Source organism: Paraferrimonas sedimenticola, from assembly GCF_002282855.1.
Lineage (GTDB): Bacteria > Pseudomonadota > Gammaproteobacteria > Enterobacterales > Shewanellaceae > Paraferrimonas > Paraferrimonas sedimenticola.
In genome coordinates this window covers 150,326-165,658 of the sequence record NZ_NRIR01000006.1, presented here as the reverse complement: position 1 = coordinate 165,658, position 15,333 = coordinate 150,326, and the positions used below count along the sequence as shown (strand labels likewise).

Here is a 15,333-nt window from a genome sequence, read left to right as displayed (position 1 = left end):
CGAGTGAGAATTGATGAATTCTATACTGATTGCTCCGGACTCTTTTAAAGAAAGCTTGACCGCTATGCAGGTGTCTCAAGCCATTCAAAAAGGTTTAATGAAAGTTTGGCCCGATGCCAACTATCAACTGCTGCCAGTGGCTGACGGCGGCGAGGGGACGGTGCAATCCTTAGTGGATGCTAGCCATGGTGAATTTTGTCAAAAAACCGTTCGCGGCCCGATGGGCGAGCCCGTCAGTGCTCGCTACGGCCTGATTGACCAAGGAGACACCGCGGTCATCGAAATGGCGGAAGCTTCAGGCCTTCACCTGGTGGAGCGTCGCCAGCGCAATCCCTTGGTGGCTTCGTCTTTTGGTACAGGCGAGCTGATTGTCGATGCGTTAAACAAAGGCGTGTCGAAACTGATTATCGGCTTGGGTGGCAGTGCCACCAATGACGCTGGGCGTGGCATGTTGGCCGCACTTGGGGTGAAGTTCATTGATGCCGATGGCAAACTCCTGCCTCCAGGCGGAGCGGCACTGTCTCAGCTGGCCAAAGTGGATGCCAGTTCGCTGGATCCGCGTCTTGCCAAAGTTGAACTACAGGTGGCATGCGACGTGGATAACCCGCTTTGTGGCGCACGAGGCGCTAGTGCTGTGTTTGGCCCACAAAAGGGCGCAAATGACGCTATGGTCGAGCAACTGGACAAAGCTCTGATGCAGTTTGCCAAGGTTGTATCTCAATGCGGCGGGCCAAATGTGGCCAATATCGCCGGAGCGGGCGCCGCAGGTGGAATGGGGGCGGGTTTGTTGGCCTTCACTCAAGCCCAGTTGCGCCCTGGCATCGACATTGTGACCGACGCGGTTAGCCTGAAAGAGCGCCTTAAGGGGGTGGACTTGGTGGTAACCGGAGAAGGTCGAATTGATGCGCAAACCGTGTTTGGTAAAACTCCGGTTGGGGTGGCGCGCCATGCACGTGAACTTGGCATTCCTGTGATTGCGATTTGCGGCAGCGTCGGCGATGGCGCCGAAGCGGTTTATGAGCACGGCATTGATGCAGTGTTCGATGTGGTTCCAGGGGCGATGAGCTTAGAGCAAGCTCTTGCCGATGGCGCAATTAATCTCGAACGTTGCGCTGAAAACCTAGCGCGCGCGATGCGCTTATCTCGCTAATTTTGTCTTTTATATGAAAACGCCGACTCTGTGGAGTCGGCGTTTTTTTTGCTTCAGAGCTTATTGCTGATCCGCTTGAATCGCAGTTAGCGCGATGGTGTAAACGATATCGTCCACCAAAGCACCTCGGCTCAAGTCGTTCACCGGTTTGCCTAAACCTTGCAGCATAGGACCGATACTGATCAGGTCTGCGCTTCGCTGTACCGCCTTGTAGGTGGTGTTACCCGTGTTTAGGTCGGGGAATACGAACACAGTGGCTTTACCGGCTACTGGGCTATCTGGCGCTTTAGATGCAGCCACATTTGGCATTACTGCAGCGTCGTATTGCAGCGGGCCATCGATCACTAGATCCGGACGGGCTTTTTGCGCCAGCTCGGTGGCTTGGCGAACCTTCTCAACGTCGGAACCCGAGCCAGATGAGCCGGTGGAGTAGCTGATCATCGCCACTCTTGGTTCAATCCCAAAGGCTTTGGCCGACTCGGCGCTTTGAATAGCAATGTCAGCCAGCTGCTCTGAGGTAGGGTCTGGGTTAATCGCACAATCACCGTAAATCAGTACTTGATCCGGCAACAGCATAAAGAACACAGAGGATACCAAGTTGGAATTGGGTGCGGTTTTAATCAACTGCAGGGCCGGACGAATGGTATTGGCGGTGGTGTGAACCGCGCCAGAAACCAAGCCGTCTACGTGGTCTTGCTGCAACATCATGGTACCAAGCACTACGTTGTCTTCCAGTTGCTCACGAGCGACGACTTCTTCTAGGCCTTTGTGCTTGCGCAGCTCAACCATAGGCGCCACGTATTGTTCGCGAATGCTTTGCGGATCGACAATCTCAACCCCAGGCCCAAGCGTAACACCTTGCGCAGCGGCAACGCGCTCGATTTCAGCGGGATCGCCAAGCAGCACACACTGAGCGATGCCACGCTCTGCAGCAATTGCAGCCGCTTGCACGGTGCGCGGCTCGTCGCCTTCTGGCAATACCACGCGTTTTTTGGCGGCGCGGGCCAATTCGGTCAACTGATAGCGGAATGCCGAAGGTGATAAACGACGCGCACGAGCACTGCCTTGAGCAATACCGGTGACAAAGTTCTCGTCGATACAGCTGGCTACATAGTCTTGCATAAACTCAATGCGCACGGCATCGTCCACTGGCACTTCGTTGTTGAAGTTCTGCAAGTGCAGAGCGGTTTGCCAAGTGTTGGACTGGACTAAAAAGACAGGTAAGCCGGTGGCCAACGCTTGCTCGCAAAGCTCCATGATCTGCGGCTCTGGGTGTAAACCACTGGTCAGCAAGATAGCGCCGACTTTGACGCCATTCATCGCAGCCAAGCAGGCCGCAACCAGCACATCGGAGCGATCGCCTGAGGTCACCAACAAAGTATCGGCAGCAATGTGGTTCACCATGTAAGGCACAGAGCGGGCGCAGAACGAGGTGCGACGCAGACGGCGAGTGTTCATCTCACCGGCATTCAAAATCTGTACGTTTAAATGCTTGGCCAAGTCTGAAGCACGGGGTGCGCGCATGTCAGTATGGAAAGGGATAGCACCAAGCAGCGGTACCGGGCATCGCTCAGAAAGGGCGAACTGCTCGGACACTGCCACAAACTCCATGTTGGACTCGTCAAACACCTCACCGGTATCCGGTTGCAGATTGGTAGGAGTTACCGCCGGTTGACCAACCTTGTTGACAATAGTGCCAAGCAAACGTTTGTTCGAGCGCCCACCCCAAGTGTTGTAGGCCATCTCCAATCGCGCGGACACATCAGCGGGATCTGAGCCACCACCAGAGGTGACGAATACAATATCTGCGTCTAGTGCGCTGGCGACGTTTTCATTGACGTACTTGGCGTAAGGGTGCGAGCGGGTCGGCACCAAGCCTTCAAGCACCAGCACTTCGCACTCGCTTTGCACAGTTTGGGCGCGGGCGATGATCTCTTCGAGCATGATGTCCATCTCATTGGCACCAATGCGCTCTTCCACATAGTCCATTGAGAAAGGCTCAAGTGGGCTAATGGTAGGCGAGGTGGCCAAAATCGTGGTGGAGCGCTCTGGGCCAATATCCCCTTCGCGCAACTGAGAGATGGGCTTGAAGAACTGGACTTTAATCCCCTGACGTTCAAGCGCTCGAACCATGCCCAGACTGATAGAGGTCAAACCTACGTCAGAGCCAACCGGAACCAGAATAATATTACGCTTCATTAATGCGCCCCTTAAATCAGGTTGATAGCGTCGGAGGCGATAACCCACTCTTCGTTGGTGGGGATCACCATGGCCTTGGTAGCACCTTCGGCGGTAATCACTCCAGATGCGCCAAAGCAAGCCGCGTTATTGCCGGCCTCGTCTAGTTTATAACCCAAAATACTCAACTGATTGATGACTTTAGCGCGAATCAACGCCGAATTCTCGCCAATACCGCCAGTAAATACTAAAGCGTCAATGCGGTCGAGCGCCACAGCGTAACTGCCAATGTACTTGGCCAGTCGGTAGCAGAAGATTTCCAGCGCCAAGGTCGCACCTTTGTGGCCCTTTTCGTAGCCTTCTTCAATGTCGCGACAATCATTGGTCAGCTCGCTGATCCCCAAAAGCCCCGATTGCTTGTTGAGCATTTGCTGTACTTCATCCAGGGTGTAGCCCAGTTGGTCGACCAAATGGAAGATGATACTAGGGTCAAGGTCGCCACAGCGTGTGCCCATTACCAGTCCTTCTAGTGGGGTCAGGCCCATCGAGGTATCGACGCATTGACCGTTTTTCACCGCCGCTACCGAGGCACCATTGCCCAAGTGGCAACAAATCAAGTTGGTCTCACTCTCACTTTTGCCCAGGGTACGTGCGGTTTCTTGGGTAATGAACTTGTGGCTGGTACCGTGCATGCCGTAGCGACGTACGCTGTTCTCTCGATAAAGCTTGTACGGCAGGGCGTAGACATACGCTTTTTCTGGCATGGTTTGATGAAACGCGGTATCGAACACCGCCACTTGTGGCAGGTCGGGGAATGAGGCCTGAGCGGCACGAATACCAATTAGATGCGCTGGATTGTGCAGCGGCGCCAAAGTGGCGCAGGCTTCAATACCCTTGATGACGTCGTCGGTAATTTGTACGGATTCGCTAAACTTCTCACCACCGTGTACCACGCGATGGCCAATAGCTTTGATGCCGGCCGACAGCTCTGGGTGAGCGCCCAGTACTTTGTCGACAATAAACTCAACAGCTTCGCGGTGAGCACTAAAAGGCGGCAAATCGGCGCTGTCTTTTTGGCCAGACGCTTTCCACTTGATGCGGGCATCTTCCAACGCGAAACACTCGGCTAGGCCTGAGATTAAATCGTCGCCGGTGGCGGCGTCGATCACAGCGAATTTCAGCGATGAGCTACCGCAATTCAGTACTAGTACCAGTTGTTGACTCATATTGACCTCTTTGATTGATTCAGGCATTCACTAGAATGCGCGAAAAAGCTCTGTCTGTTGCGTTCAAGCTTAGCTGAGCCTGTGCTTTGTGCTAAGGTTGCGTTATGAACGCGTTTTCTAGTTTGTTTTCCGAGGGGCAGCGCTACATGGCCACTTGGCCGATGTTGAAAGCTCTGGCGTCCTCATTTCCCGAATATCGGGTTATCAAAGCCACTCAATTTGCCATGCGATACTTGCCCGCCGTGGCTGTGTTGGTGGCTTTTGGCCATGTCAGCGTGTTTGGTCTGGAGCAATTGCCCCAAGCCCTTGCCATGGCCTTGTTAATCCTGAGTCTGCCCATGCAGGGCTTATTGTGGTTGGGCTGGCGCGCACGCCACCCGCTTCCTTTGTCTGTGTACGCTTGGTGCCAGCAGTTGCAGCAACGCATGCGTGAGGCCGGGCATGAGGCGCCGGCTTTTCGATATGGCGCTTGTTATTTAGACCTAGCTTGTATCCTCAACCAAGCACTGGTGTGTTTGGATGACAATTTCCTCGACGATCTTTAGCGACGCCGCTTGTGTCAATAACGCGCTTTAAGCCCTTTGGCTTCAAACACCCCTAGGATGCGTTTCATGGTGTCGCCACTCGGTGGCTTAACTCCGTCTAACGGGTAGTCCAGTCCCAGTGCCTGCCATTTGTGCTTGCCCAGTTCGTGATAGGGCAATAACTCAACCTGCTCTACATTTTTCATGGGGGCGATGAATTCAGCCAAGGCTTCGGCGCTGTCGACATCGTCGGTGAAACCGTCCACGACCACGTAGCGAATCCAAGTAGGTTGATTGAGCTTGGCCAGGTATTCGGCAAATTGCAGGGTTCGTTTGTTGCTGACTTGGGTAAGTGCTATGTGCTTGTCGTCGTCCATCTGCTTGATGTCCAACAGCACTAAATCGGTGAGCGATAACAACTCGTCCAGCGCCGGCGTGTAATGGCGCGCGAATCCATTGGTATCCAAGCAAGTGTGCAGTCCTTCCGCTTTGACTCGCTTAAACAGCTCTACCAAAAACTCCACTTGCAATATGGCTTCGCCACCAGAGGCGGTGATACCGCCTCCCGAGGCTTCAAAAAAGTGTCGATAGCTGAGGATTTGCTCCATCAGCTCGTCGACACTGACCAGCTTGCCATCGTCCAACGCCCAAGAGTCGCGGTTGTGACAATACTGGCAACGCATTAGGCAGCCTTGCATAAACACAATAAAACGGATCCCGGGCCCGTCGACCGTGCCACAGGATTCCGTTGAGTGTATGCGACCTAGCATAGCGGCCTTATACCGACTCGGTGAAAGTCCGAGTGATAACGTCTTTCTGCTGTTCGGCAGTCAGAGCGTTAAAGCGTACCGCGTAACCGGACACACGAATGGTCAGTTGCGGGTACTTCTCTGGATTCTCTACCGCGTCCATCAGCATTTCGCGATTCAGAACGTTCACGTTTAGGTGCTGACCACCTTCAACGCGATCGTCATGCTTAAAGTAACCGTCCATCAGTGCGGCTAGGTTGCCACGACGGCTGTCGTCGTCTTTACCCAGTGCGTTTGGCACGATAGAGAAGGTGTACGAGATACCATCTTTGGCGTGCGAGAAGGGCAGTTTGGCCACCGAAGTCAGCGAGGCAATCGCGCCTTTTTGGTCGCGGCCGTGCATCGGGTTGGCACCAGGTGCAAAGGGTGCGCCTGCAGGGCGACCATCTGGCGTGTTACCTGTCTTCTTACCGTAAACTACGTTTGAGGTAATGGTCAGAATTGACTGAGTGTGCGTCGCGTTGCGATAGGTTTTGATGTTGCGAATCTTGCTCATAAAGCGTTCGGTCAAATCCACCGCAATGTCATCAACACGAGCGTCGTTGTTACCGAACTTAGGATAATCGCCTTCGATGTTGAAGTCGGTCGCAATACCATCGTCGTCAAGTACCGGAGTAACCTTGGCGTACTTAATCGCAGACAGTGAGTCAGCGGCAACCGACAGACCAGCAATACCACAAGCCATGGTGCGCTCTACGTCACGGTCGTGCAGGGCTAGCTGAATTGACTCGTAGGCGTATTTGTCGTGCATGAAGTGAATGGTGTTCAGCGCAGTCACGTATTGAGTGGCTAACCAGTCCATTAGTGGGTCTAGCTTGGCCATCACAGCGTCGTAGTCCAACACACCATCGGTGAGCTTGTCTGACACAGGTGCCACTTGGGCTTTTGACTTCTCGTCCACACCACCGTTGATAGCGTATAACAAGGTCTTACCAAGGTTGGCGCGAGCACCAAAGAACTGCATTTGCTTACCAACGATCATCGGGCTTACACAACAAGCGATAGCATAGTCATCGTTGTTGAAGTCCGGACGCATCAAATCGTCGTTCTCATACTGGATTGAGCTGGTGTCGATGGAGACCTTGGCGCAGTACTTTTTAAATGGGGTAGGCAGTTGCTCAGACCAAAGCACAGTAATGTTTGGCTCTGGGCTTGGACCCATGGTGTAAAGGGTGTGCAGAATACGGAAGCTCGACTTGGTCACCAAAGTGCGACCGTCAACGCCCATACCGGCAACCGATTCAGTCGCCCAGATTGGGTCGCCCGAGAACAATTCGTCGTACTCTGGGGTACGAAGGAAGCGAACCATACGCAACTTCATCACAAAGTGGTCCATCATCTCTTGCGCTTCAGATTCGGTAATTGCACCCGCTTGCAAGTCGCGCTCAAAGTAGATGTCTAGGAAAGTCGATACACGACCCAATGACATCGCGGCACCGTTTTGGCTCTTAACCGCAGCCAGGTAGGCAAAGTAGGTCCACTGAACCGCTTCTTTAGCGTTTTGCGCAGGCTTGGAGATGTCGAAACCATAGCTGGCGGCCATTTCTTTCAGCTGACCAAGTGCACGGTGCTGCTCGGCAATCTCTTCGCGCAGCTGAATCACAGCCTGCACGTCTTGACCAGTTTCTAGGTCTGCTTGAGTCGAGTGGAATTGGTTTAGCTTGTCTTGCATCAAGAAGTCGATGCCGTACAGAGCAACGCGACGGTAGTCACCAATAATACGACCACGGCCGTACGCATCTGGCAAACCAGTCAGTACGCCAGATTTGCGGCAGCGCAGAATGTCTGGAGTATAAACGTCAAATACGCCCTGGTTGTGGGTTTTGCGGTATTCGCTGTAAATCTTAGAAATCTGTGGGTCTAGGGTGCGACCATAGGCTTTGCACGAACCTTCCACCATGCGCACACCACCGTTTGGCATGACCGCGCGCTTAAGCGGTGCATCAGTTTGTAAGCCAACAATGGTTTCTAAATCTTGATTGATATAGCCGGGGGCGTGGGAGGTAATGGTAGAGATAACGTCAGTGTCGAAGTCGACTGGGGCTAGGGTGGCGTTTTCTTTCTTAATGCCTTCCATCACTTTTGCCCACAAAGTGGTGGTGGCGTCGGTGGCGTCGGCTAGAAACGATTCGTCGCCGTGGTAAGGAGTGTAATTGGTTTGAATGAAATCGCGAACGTTTACCGCTTCTTTCCAATCACCAGGGGTAAATTCACGCCAAGCTTGTGCATATACTTCTTGCGTCACTGTCATCGCTTCGTACCTTAATATAACGAAATCACGGGTGAAGGGCTGTGCCCTAACTAACCATAGCAGCCGCGCTAAATTTAGAAAGCTGGCGGCTACGACATCATTGCCCAAGCGATTTATCTCCACTTCAAAATCGCTTTTTTGAATGACGGTAAATTGGTAAGACCAATTTTAGTAAATAGTATAACACGCTTATCGAGCTGCGCATTGAGCGCTGGATCGAATTTTTTAAACCGTGGTGTTAAACGACCTTTAAGGCCATTAAAGCAGAGGCACAAGGCGAGCAATGTGTCTTAGCGCTCGCCTTATGTGAGGAGTTACTTAGAGATGAGACGAATGCCGGAAGGTTCAATAACTATTTGTTGTTGCTTATAAAGGCTGCCAATGGCTTGCTTGAACGATTTTTTCGAACAGCCAAACAAACGCTTGATAAGCGCCGGGTCACTTTTATCGGTAACCGCCATAAACCCATCGTTTTTCTGTAGGTTTGTTAGCACTTGTTGCGTTAGTGTTTCAATTTTGCCGTAACCGGGCTCGGTAAGAGTGAGATTGATTTTGTCGTCGCGGCGTACTTTTTGGACAAAACCCTTTACCTTCATGCCCGGGTAAAGCTTTTGATAAACCTCTTCGTGAAAAATCACACCCCAGTGGCTTTTATTGATAATGGCTTTTTGACCAAGGTCAGTTCGACCGGCAATGATTAGCTCAACCGCTTCACCTGTCTCGTAGGGTGGTGGGGTTTTATCCAAAAACTTGTTGAGCTTGGCAGACGCACAAATACGCTGGCTGGCGCGGTCCTGATAAAGGTGAACCAAGACTCGCTGGCCTACTTCGTAGGGGCGCAACTGCTCACCAAACGGAAGCAATAGGTCTTTGGGTAAGCCCCAGTCCAAAAAAGCGCCCGCTTTATTGACATCGACTACTTTGAGCGACACAAAGTCACCCAGTTGGGCCAGTGGCTTTTCTGTGGTGGCCAGTAATCTGTCTTCGGAATCAAGGTAAATGAACACTTGGAGGCGATCGCCAATGGCCGAGTTTTGCGGCACGTAGCGATTGGGCAGCAAAATATCACCGAGTTCGCCGGCGTCTAAATACAAGCCTTGCGCGGTTTCTTCCACCACTGAAAGTAAATTGAAGCGGCCGAGTTGAGCCATGGTTACACCTTGTTGCCTGAGAACAGATTGGGAGGCAGATTGTAGGCTGCAAGGGCTGAGTGTCAAGGCAAAAAACAAAGGCTTACCTGAGGTAAGCCTTTATTTGGAGTGATTTCGACTCAGTCGTCGTTGTGGTCGCATTTGCCGTCGATTGACGAACCGTACAAATACAAGCTGTGGTTGGTCAGTTTGATATTGTGTTTGGCGGCGATCTGGTTTTGACGTTCTTCGATAATGTCGTCGCTAAACTCAATCACTTTGCCGCAATCTAGGCAGACTAGGTGATCGTGGTGTTTTTGCGAGGAAAGTTCAAACACGGCTTTGCCGCTTTCGAAGTGGTGTCGAGTAACGATACCAGCGTCATCAAACTGGTTAAGTACGCGATACACGGTGGCTAAACCAATTTCTTCGCCTTGATCCAGCAGTAGTTTGTAAAGGTCTTCTGCACTGATGTGCTGATTGCTAGGTTGCTCCAGAAGCTCCAAAATCTTAATTCGGGGCAGGGTGATTTTCAGACCGGCTTTTTTTAAGGCCTGATTTCCGTCTGTCATAGTCCGTCTCTTATTTTCGCCTGGTGAATTAAGGCAACCCGTCGGCACCTTTTAGTGGATTCATTATAAAGAAAAAGTCTAAAACTGAAAGCGTTATCACAGTGTTTCGTGGTCGGCTTCCCATGTTGGTGGATTTTCGCCACAATGGGTGTGGCAGTATAAAAGGGGACCACACATTGGCTAATATCGTCATTCTGACCGGCGCAGGGATTTCAGCGGAATCTGGCTTGAAGACTTTTCGAGATCAAGACGGACTTTGGGAGAATCATCCGATTGAAGCGGTGGCCACTCCAGAGGGCTATCAAGCAAATCCACAGCTGGTTCGCGAGTTTTATAACGCTCGCTGGAAACAGCTTAAAGACGCCGATGTCGCTCCAAACGCGGCGCACCAAGCGCTGGCTCGATTAGAGGCAGAGCACCAAGGTCGCGTGACCTTGGTGACCCAAAACGTAGACGACTTACACGAGCGCGCCGGCAGCCGTCGCGTGATTCACATGCACGGCCAGCTCACAAAGGCTCGTTGCCCAGTGAGTCAGCAAGTATTTCCAAAAACCGAACCTTTTTCGGAAAGTACGGTTTGCACCTGTTGCATTCCCCATTACCCGCTGCGTCCACACATTGTTTGGTTTGGTGAAATGCCACTGCAAATGGAGCGCATTGAGAACGAACTGGCCCAGTGTGATTTGTTCATTTCTATCGGTACTAGCGGCAGTGTGTACCCTGCAGCAGGCTTTGTGGAGTTGGCCAATCAGCTGGGAGCGCAAACCATTGAACTCAACCTCGAGCCTTCGCAAGTAGCCAGTCAATTCCAGCAAACCCGCTATGGTAGAGCTTCTGAAACTGTGGTCGAGCTGGTGGAACAGATACTAAAAAGCCCGCAGTAGCGGGCTCCTATACAGCAATTTCCTCTACACCTTTATTTTAGAAAAAGTAGCGCAAGCTAAGCTCGGGACCCCAGTAGGTGAAACGCGCGTCCATTTCTCCAAGGAAGCCAGTCTCTTTGGCTTCAGCCTGATAATACTGATAAGCCAAACCCACCGAGAAATTGTCGGTAAAGTATTTGCTAAGCTCTAAACGCAAATCCACCAAACCTCCAGAGACACTATCTAGGCTAATCGCAAAGTACTGGGCGTTGCCCACCAACAACCAGTCTGGCGCCAACTGGTAGCTGCCATAGACACCAATGTCCGGCAGCGGTGCGGTGGCTTTGCCTTCCACACCGTCGTCGGTAATGGGAATGTTGACTCGGTCATCTGGATTCATCGCGTCGATAATCTGAATATCACCACTAAAGCCCAAATTGAATCGCATAATATGAGCGCCCGCGGTTAACGCGATACGCGAGTTTTCAGTGGGGTAGAAGCTATAGCCGTACATCAACTGGTAAATGTCGATATCCAGCTTGGTTGTGATTTGAGCTGCAGCCCCAATACTGTAATCGACTCCGCCTAGGGTAAAGTCAAACGGGCGGGTGACGCCTTCGGTAAAGCCCGTTCGATTCAAGTTGATGTAGTTCAGTGACAGGCTGTGGCGCTCATTAAAGCCATAAGCGATTTCGATGAAAGGGCTGTTTTTACTTTGCTCCAGCGCTAAATCGTTCTCTAAATCCACTCGATAGGGCTCTTCGCGACCTATGACTCGAGCGTTGAGTTTGGAATCCACTTTGGCCCAGAAGGCGCCAAGACCTACTGACCAACCTTGTTCGCGGGCTACAGCATGTGCCTGGCCTGTGCTAGCTAGCAGCGCAAGTCCTACTAAGCTGGATAAAACTTTCATGGCAACGTCCTTTGCGAAAACAATGTTATGCTTTTGTTGTGTTTGTTTAATTTTAAGATAGTATCCCATCCAAAGCTAAAACACTAAACGTGGATTATGGTTCAAGCTAAGTTCGTTACCGGCTCCATCATGCGACACATCGCAGTGATGAGCTCAACTGCCGCTGTTGGCATTACCGCGCTGTTCCTGGTTGACCTGCTAGACATGTTCTTCTTAAGCCTTTTAGGGCAAGAGCATTTGGCGGCCGCTGTGGGCTACGCCGGGACGATTTCCTTTTTTACCACCTCGGTCGGGATTGGTTTGTCTATCGCGGTCGGCGCTTTGGTGTCGCGCAATATTGGCGCGAAAGATAAAGAAACCGCCCAACGATTACTTATCAACGCCTTGGTTCTGACCTTAATCATTGCGCTGGTGGTGACCGTTGCCGTATTCCTAAGCATTGATGAGTTACTGTCTTTAATTGGTGCCAAAGGCAACACCCACACTCTGGCCAGTCAGTATTTGGTGATTTTGGTGCCATCGATGCCGGTGATCTGTATGGCCATGGCACTAGGTGCCGCGTTGCGCGCGGTGGGCGATGCCAAATTGTCGATGAACTCTACCTTGGCCGGTGGTGCGGTTAATGCCATCCTCGACCCCATCTTAATTTTTGGTCTTAGCATGGGAATTGAAGGGGCGGCTGTCGCCTCGGTGTTTGCGCGTTTCACCGTGATGTTTGTGTCACTGCGTGGGGTGTGGGTTAAACACGGACTACTGGTGAAATGGGTGCCAGCGCTGTTCGTTGAAGATGTCAGCAAAGTCATGGCTATTGCTGGACCTGCGATAATTACCAATGTTGCGACGCCAATAGGTAACGCTTTTGCCACTCGTGCGATTGCGGAATTTGGCGATGGTTACGTGGCTGGGTGGGCGATAGTCGGGCGTATTATCCCGGTAGCTTTTGGGATGATCTTCGCACTATCTGGCGCGATAGGACCGATCATCGGCCAAAACTACGGTGCGCAATCCTATAAAAGAGTCCGCCAAACCCTCACGGATTCACTTAAGTTTTGTGTCTACTATGTCCTGGGCATGTGCTTGTTGTTATTTGTGTTCCACAATCAGATATCCACCCTGTTTAACGTCAGTGGCGATGCAGCTCACTTAATCCAAGTGTTCTGTCAGTTCATTGCGATAAGCTTTGCCTTTAACGGCGCTTTGTTCATTGCCAATGCGTCGTTTAACAATTTGGGTAAAGCCAAATACTCCACCATGTTTAATGTAGGTAAAGCCACCTTGGGTACCATTCCCTTTGTGTATTTAGGCGGCTTGTGGGGCGGTGCGGTTGGCGTTTTGGTGGGGCAGGCAATTGGTGCCGCCTTGTTTGGTGTCGCCGGCGTTTGGGCAGCGTATACCTTGGTCAACAAGATTAGCGAGTGCGAAGAGCCGGAGCCTGAAGAAGACGAGCCGCTGTCCAGCGCCAGCAATACAGGGGTTGCACTTAGCTCTGACCGCTCGATTATGGGGCAGGAAACCGACCCAGATCTCGCTTGTGATATCGCCGACGAAGCCTCCAAATCGACACAAAAAACGACATAAAAAAAGCGCCTTAAGACGCTTTTTTTGACTCGAAACCGACGATTTACAGACGGTAGTTCAAGCTTAACATCACCAAGTGAGCTGTGTAGTCATGGCGTTGGTCGCCAAAGGTGACTACGTTCCAGATGGTATCTGGCGTGGTGCCCGCGTTGGCAAAGTTAGTGTCGCGGTAGCGTTCAATCTTGTAGTCCAAACGCAGCGCGGCGCGCTCTGAAACCTGGAAGCTGGTGTAGGCATTCAGGTTGTGTACTTTAGAGAAGTAATCTCCGTACTGGTTAGGCGTACCGTTAACCACCAAAGTGTCAGACTTAGAGTCGTTAAAGGTGTAATCCAGACCAATGCGCATTCTGTCGTCTAACAGATTGCCCTTAGAGATGCCGGCGCCATACGACTTAATCTTGTCTTCGACTTTGCTGGTCCAAGTCGGAGTGCTGAAGATAGCGCTACCGGCTTGCTCAGAGACGATTTCTTGATGCGAGAAGAAAGCGTATGCGTTGAAACCATTGCTGGTGACATAGCTGGCGTTCACATCAAAGTACTGGTCATCCGCTTCGGTTAGGCCAATTACCGTGCTCTTATAGTCGTCGTGGGCGTAGCGATAACCCGCGTCTAGGCTCAAGCTTTCCAATGGCGTGTGCGATACACGAACTTCGCTGAACTTACGGCTGCGGTCGGCAAGGTAGTACTTGCGCAGCAGAGCGTTGTTCTCGCGAGAAGTGTGTGCAGAGGCCTGATACTCAGAACCATCGCGCTCGCTAAAGCCACCTTTAACCCACATGTCCCAGTTGTCCATGCGGTTAAAGCGCAACTTACCCCAAAGCGACTGCTCATCGGTCTTTTCGCGCTCTTGATTTGAGCGCTCATCGCTGCGGAAGTCGTAACCCACTTCACCCCGAAGTCCCTGAGCCATACGCACGTCGGTCGCCAGTTTTACCTTTTGAGTACGAATGTCGTATTGCTTGTTGTAAGCCACTCGGCCGTTGACGTTATCAATGCTGACTTGGTCATAAGGCAGTGAGCTGGTTTTGTTATCGCGATCCGAGTAGTCGTAAGCCGCGCGCACGCGCACAGCTGAAGACACGCGGGAGGTCAGCTTAAAGTTGGCCTGAGTCAGGTCAACTTTGCCGTCCAACGAATGAGCCGGAACGTCATAACGATAGTTGGTCGTTACGTAATCTTGGTTTTGGGTCATCTTGGTGTGATTCACACGACCAGACAGATGGGTTTTACCCAACGACACCTGGCCCAGGGCCGAAATGGTGTGCGCTTGGTTGTCTGGCGCCAAAGCCATAGTACCTTGAGTTTGCCCGCCAAAAGTCGGCACAAACGCGTTGGCGTAGGTCAGCTGTGAATTGCCGTTTTGGAAGCGCGAACCATTGTAGGTTAGGGCACCAAACCAGTTGTCACCATTGAGCTTAAAGCCAGCTTCAACCAAGTCCGTGGTGTAATCCACTGGCGAGGCCAGCATCATCGACTGGTTAAAGAAAGCACCAGAAGCGGTTTTCAGACCTGTCTTCTCTTCGCGGCTGTAATCCACATAGGCGCTCCAAAGCTTTTCACCTTGAAGCTCGGCACCCATGAAGGCTTTCTGACGCTTGAGCTTAAGTGTCACAGGTTGTAGCGAGTTGTTCAGCTCGCTCATATCACCTGTGTTGCCCGCAGGCACCCAGTTGTCAGGCAGGGTCAGGTTGTTACCACCCACACCTTGATACGGCGTCAGTGCCTTGTCAGTTTGATAAGTCGCGATTTGGCGAATACCTAGCTCAACGTTGGCAGTACCTTTACGGCCGGCCTTGATTTTGGCATCACCGCGCTCGGTACCCAGCTCGCGGGCTTCAAAGCTCGCGCTGTGGTTACCGCGGTTGTACTGCATGTCGGCGTCTAAGCGGCCAAACACGCCATCTTTTACACCAAAGGCATTGGCACTGCGAACATCATCCGAGTTGCTGTTGCCCATGCCAACGGCGAAATCGCCGCTGGCACCTTGTTCAACTTTACAGGCTTTACAAGCCCACTTGTCGAACTTGACCTTTTCAGTGTTGGCTTGGCTCAAGTCGAAGCTAGCAATCGCTGCGCCTGAGTGAGCCAGCACCGCCAAGGTAATCAGATTGAGTTTAAATTTCATCTGTAACTCTCCTT

12 protein-coding genes are annotated in these 15,333 nt (G+C 51.9%); 4 read left to right on the top strand and 8 right to left on the bottom strand.

Annotated elements, in window-relative coordinates; all coding sequences use genetic code 11:
• The first annotated feature begins 13 nt into the window (after positions 1–13).
• The gene (locus CLC93_RS11785) at positions 14–1,150 is read left to right on the top strand and encodes a glycerate kinase family protein (RefSeq protein ID WP_095506179.1); all 1,137 of its coding nucleotides are present in this window, start codon (positions 14–16) and stop codon (positions 1,148–1,150) included.
• 60 nt (positions 1,151–1,210) lie between these two features.
• Here CLC93_RS11785 and pta read toward each other — a convergent pair whose 3' ends face one another.
• Both pta and CLC93_RS11775 read right to left on the bottom strand, forming a co-directional pair.
• Positions 1,211–3,349 carry a phosphate acetyltransferase gene (gene pta / locus CLC93_RS11780; protein WP_095506178.1) on the bottom strand — a complete coding sequence of 713 codons (2,139 nt, stop codon included), beginning with the start codon at positions 3,347–3,349 and terminating at the stop codon, positions 1,211–1,213.
• Positions 3,350–3,360: 11 nt separating this feature from the next.
• The gene (locus tag CLC93_RS11775; protein ID WP_095506177.1) at positions 3,361–4,554 is read right to left on the bottom strand and encodes an acetate kinase; all 1,194 of its coding nucleotides are present in this window, start codon (positions 4,552–4,554) and stop codon (positions 3,361–3,363) included.
• Between the two features lie 104 nt (positions 4,555–4,658).
• Here CLC93_RS11775 and yfbV point away from each other — a divergent pair, with 104 nt between their 5' ends.
• Complete coding sequence (yfbV, locus tag CLC93_RS11770; protein ID WP_095506176.1) at positions 4,659–5,099, top strand: terminus macrodomain insulation protein YfbV; 441 nt, start codon at positions 4,659–4,661, stop codon at positions 5,097–5,099.
• A 14-nt stretch (positions 5,100–5,113) separates the two neighbouring features.
• Here the strand turns inward: yfbV and pflA are convergent, their stop codons facing one another.
• The 4 genes from pflA to fur form a co-directional block, all read right to left on the bottom strand.
• A complete protein-coding gene (gene pflA, locus CLC93_RS11765; protein ID WP_095506175.1) occupies positions 5,114–5,848 on the bottom strand; it encodes a pyruvate formate lyase 1-activating protein in 735 nt (244 codons plus the stop codon).
• A 7-nt stretch (positions 5,849–5,855) separates the two neighbouring features.
• Complete coding sequence (pflB, locus tag CLC93_RS11760; protein ID WP_095506174.1) at positions 5,856–8,138, bottom strand: formate C-acetyltransferase; 2,283 nt, start codon at positions 8,136–8,138, stop codon at positions 5,856–5,858.
• A gap of 314 nt (positions 8,139–8,452) precedes the next feature.
• Entirely contained in the window at positions 8,453–9,289 is an 837-nt protein-coding gene (locus tag CLC93_RS11755) for a CvfB family protein (protein ID WP_095506173.1), read from the bottom strand.
• 119 nt (positions 9,290–9,408) lie between these two features.
• Positions 9,409–9,840, bottom strand: a complete 432-nt coding sequence (fur, locus tag CLC93_RS11750; protein WP_095506172.1) for a ferric iron uptake transcriptional regulator — start codon at positions 9,838–9,840, stop codon at positions 9,409–9,411.
• 176 nt (positions 9,841–10,016) lie between these two features.
• On the opposite strand from fur, the gene cobB reads away from it, so the two are divergent.
• Positions 10,017–10,724: a Sir2 family NAD+-dependent deacetylase gene (gene cobB, locus CLC93_RS11745; protein WP_245837154.1), complete on the top strand. Its 708-nt coding sequence runs from the start codon at positions 10,017–10,019 to the stop codon at positions 10,722–10,724.
• A gap of 37 nt (positions 10,725–10,761) precedes the next feature.
• On the opposite strand, the gene CLC93_RS11740 is transcribed toward cobB, so the two are convergent.
• Positions 10,762–11,616, bottom strand: a complete 855-nt coding sequence (locus CLC93_RS11740; protein WP_095506170.1) for an outer membrane beta-barrel protein — start codon at positions 11,614–11,616, stop codon at positions 10,762–10,764.
• 96 nt (positions 11,617–11,712) lie between these two features.
• On the opposite strand from CLC93_RS11740, the gene CLC93_RS11735 reads away from it, so the two are divergent.
• Positions 11,713–13,194 carry an MATE family efflux transporter gene (locus CLC93_RS11735; protein ID WP_095506169.1) on the top strand — a complete coding sequence of 494 codons (1,482 nt, stop codon included), beginning with the start codon at positions 11,713–11,715 and terminating at the stop codon, positions 13,192–13,194.
• Between the two features lie 43 nt (positions 13,195–13,237).
• On the opposite strand, the gene CLC93_RS11730 is transcribed toward CLC93_RS11735, so the two are convergent.
• Positions 13,238–15,319: an MtrB/PioB family decaheme-associated outer membrane protein gene (locus tag CLC93_RS11730; protein WP_095506168.1), complete on the bottom strand. Its 2,082-nt coding sequence runs from the start codon at positions 15,317–15,319 to the stop codon at positions 13,238–13,240.
• Positions 15,320–15,333 lie beyond the last annotated feature (14 nt).

Bases quoted from the DNA above. Each gene is read 5' to 3' on its own strand.
- pflB (WP_095506174.1), bottom strand. From the start codon at position 8,138: ATGACAGTGACGCAAGAAGTATATGCACAAGCTTGGCGTGAATTTACC.
- pta (WP_095506178.1), bottom strand. From the start codon at position 3,349: ATGAAGCGTAATATTATTCTGGTTCCGGTTGGCTCTGACGTAGGTTTG.
- CLC93_RS11735 (WP_095506169.1), top strand. From the start codon at position 11,713: ATGGTTCAAGCTAAGTTCGTTACCGGCTCCATCATGCGACACATCGCA.
- yfbV (WP_095506176.1), top strand. From the start codon at position 4,659: ATGAACGCGTTTTCTAGTTTGTTTTCCGAGGGGCAGCGCTACATGGCC.
- pflA (WP_095506175.1), bottom strand. From the start codon at position 5,848: ATGCTAGGTCGCATACACTCAACGGAATCCTGTGGCACGGTCGACGGG.
- CLC93_RS11785 (WP_095506179.1), top strand. From the start codon at position 14: ATGAATTCTATACTGATTGCTCCGGACTCTTTTAAAGAAAGCTTGACC.
- CLC93_RS11740 (WP_095506170.1), bottom strand. From the start codon at position 11,616: ATGAAAGTTTTATCCAGCTTAGTAGGACTTGCGCTGCTAGCTAGCACA.
- fur (WP_095506172.1), bottom strand. From the start codon at position 9,840: ATGACAGACGGAAATCAGGCCTTAAAAAAAGCCGGTCTGAAAATCACC.
- CLC93_RS11775 (WP_095506177.1), bottom strand. From the start codon at position 4,554: ATGAGTCAACAACTGGTACTAGTACTGAATTGCGGTAGCTCATCGCTG.
- CLC93_RS11730 (WP_095506168.1), bottom strand. From the start codon at position 15,319: ATGAAATTTAAACTCAATCTGATTACCTTGGCGGTGCTGGCTCACTCA.
- CLC93_RS11755 (WP_095506173.1), bottom strand. From the start codon at position 9,289: ATGGCTCAACTCGGCCGCTTCAATTTACTTTCAGTGGTGGAAGAAACC.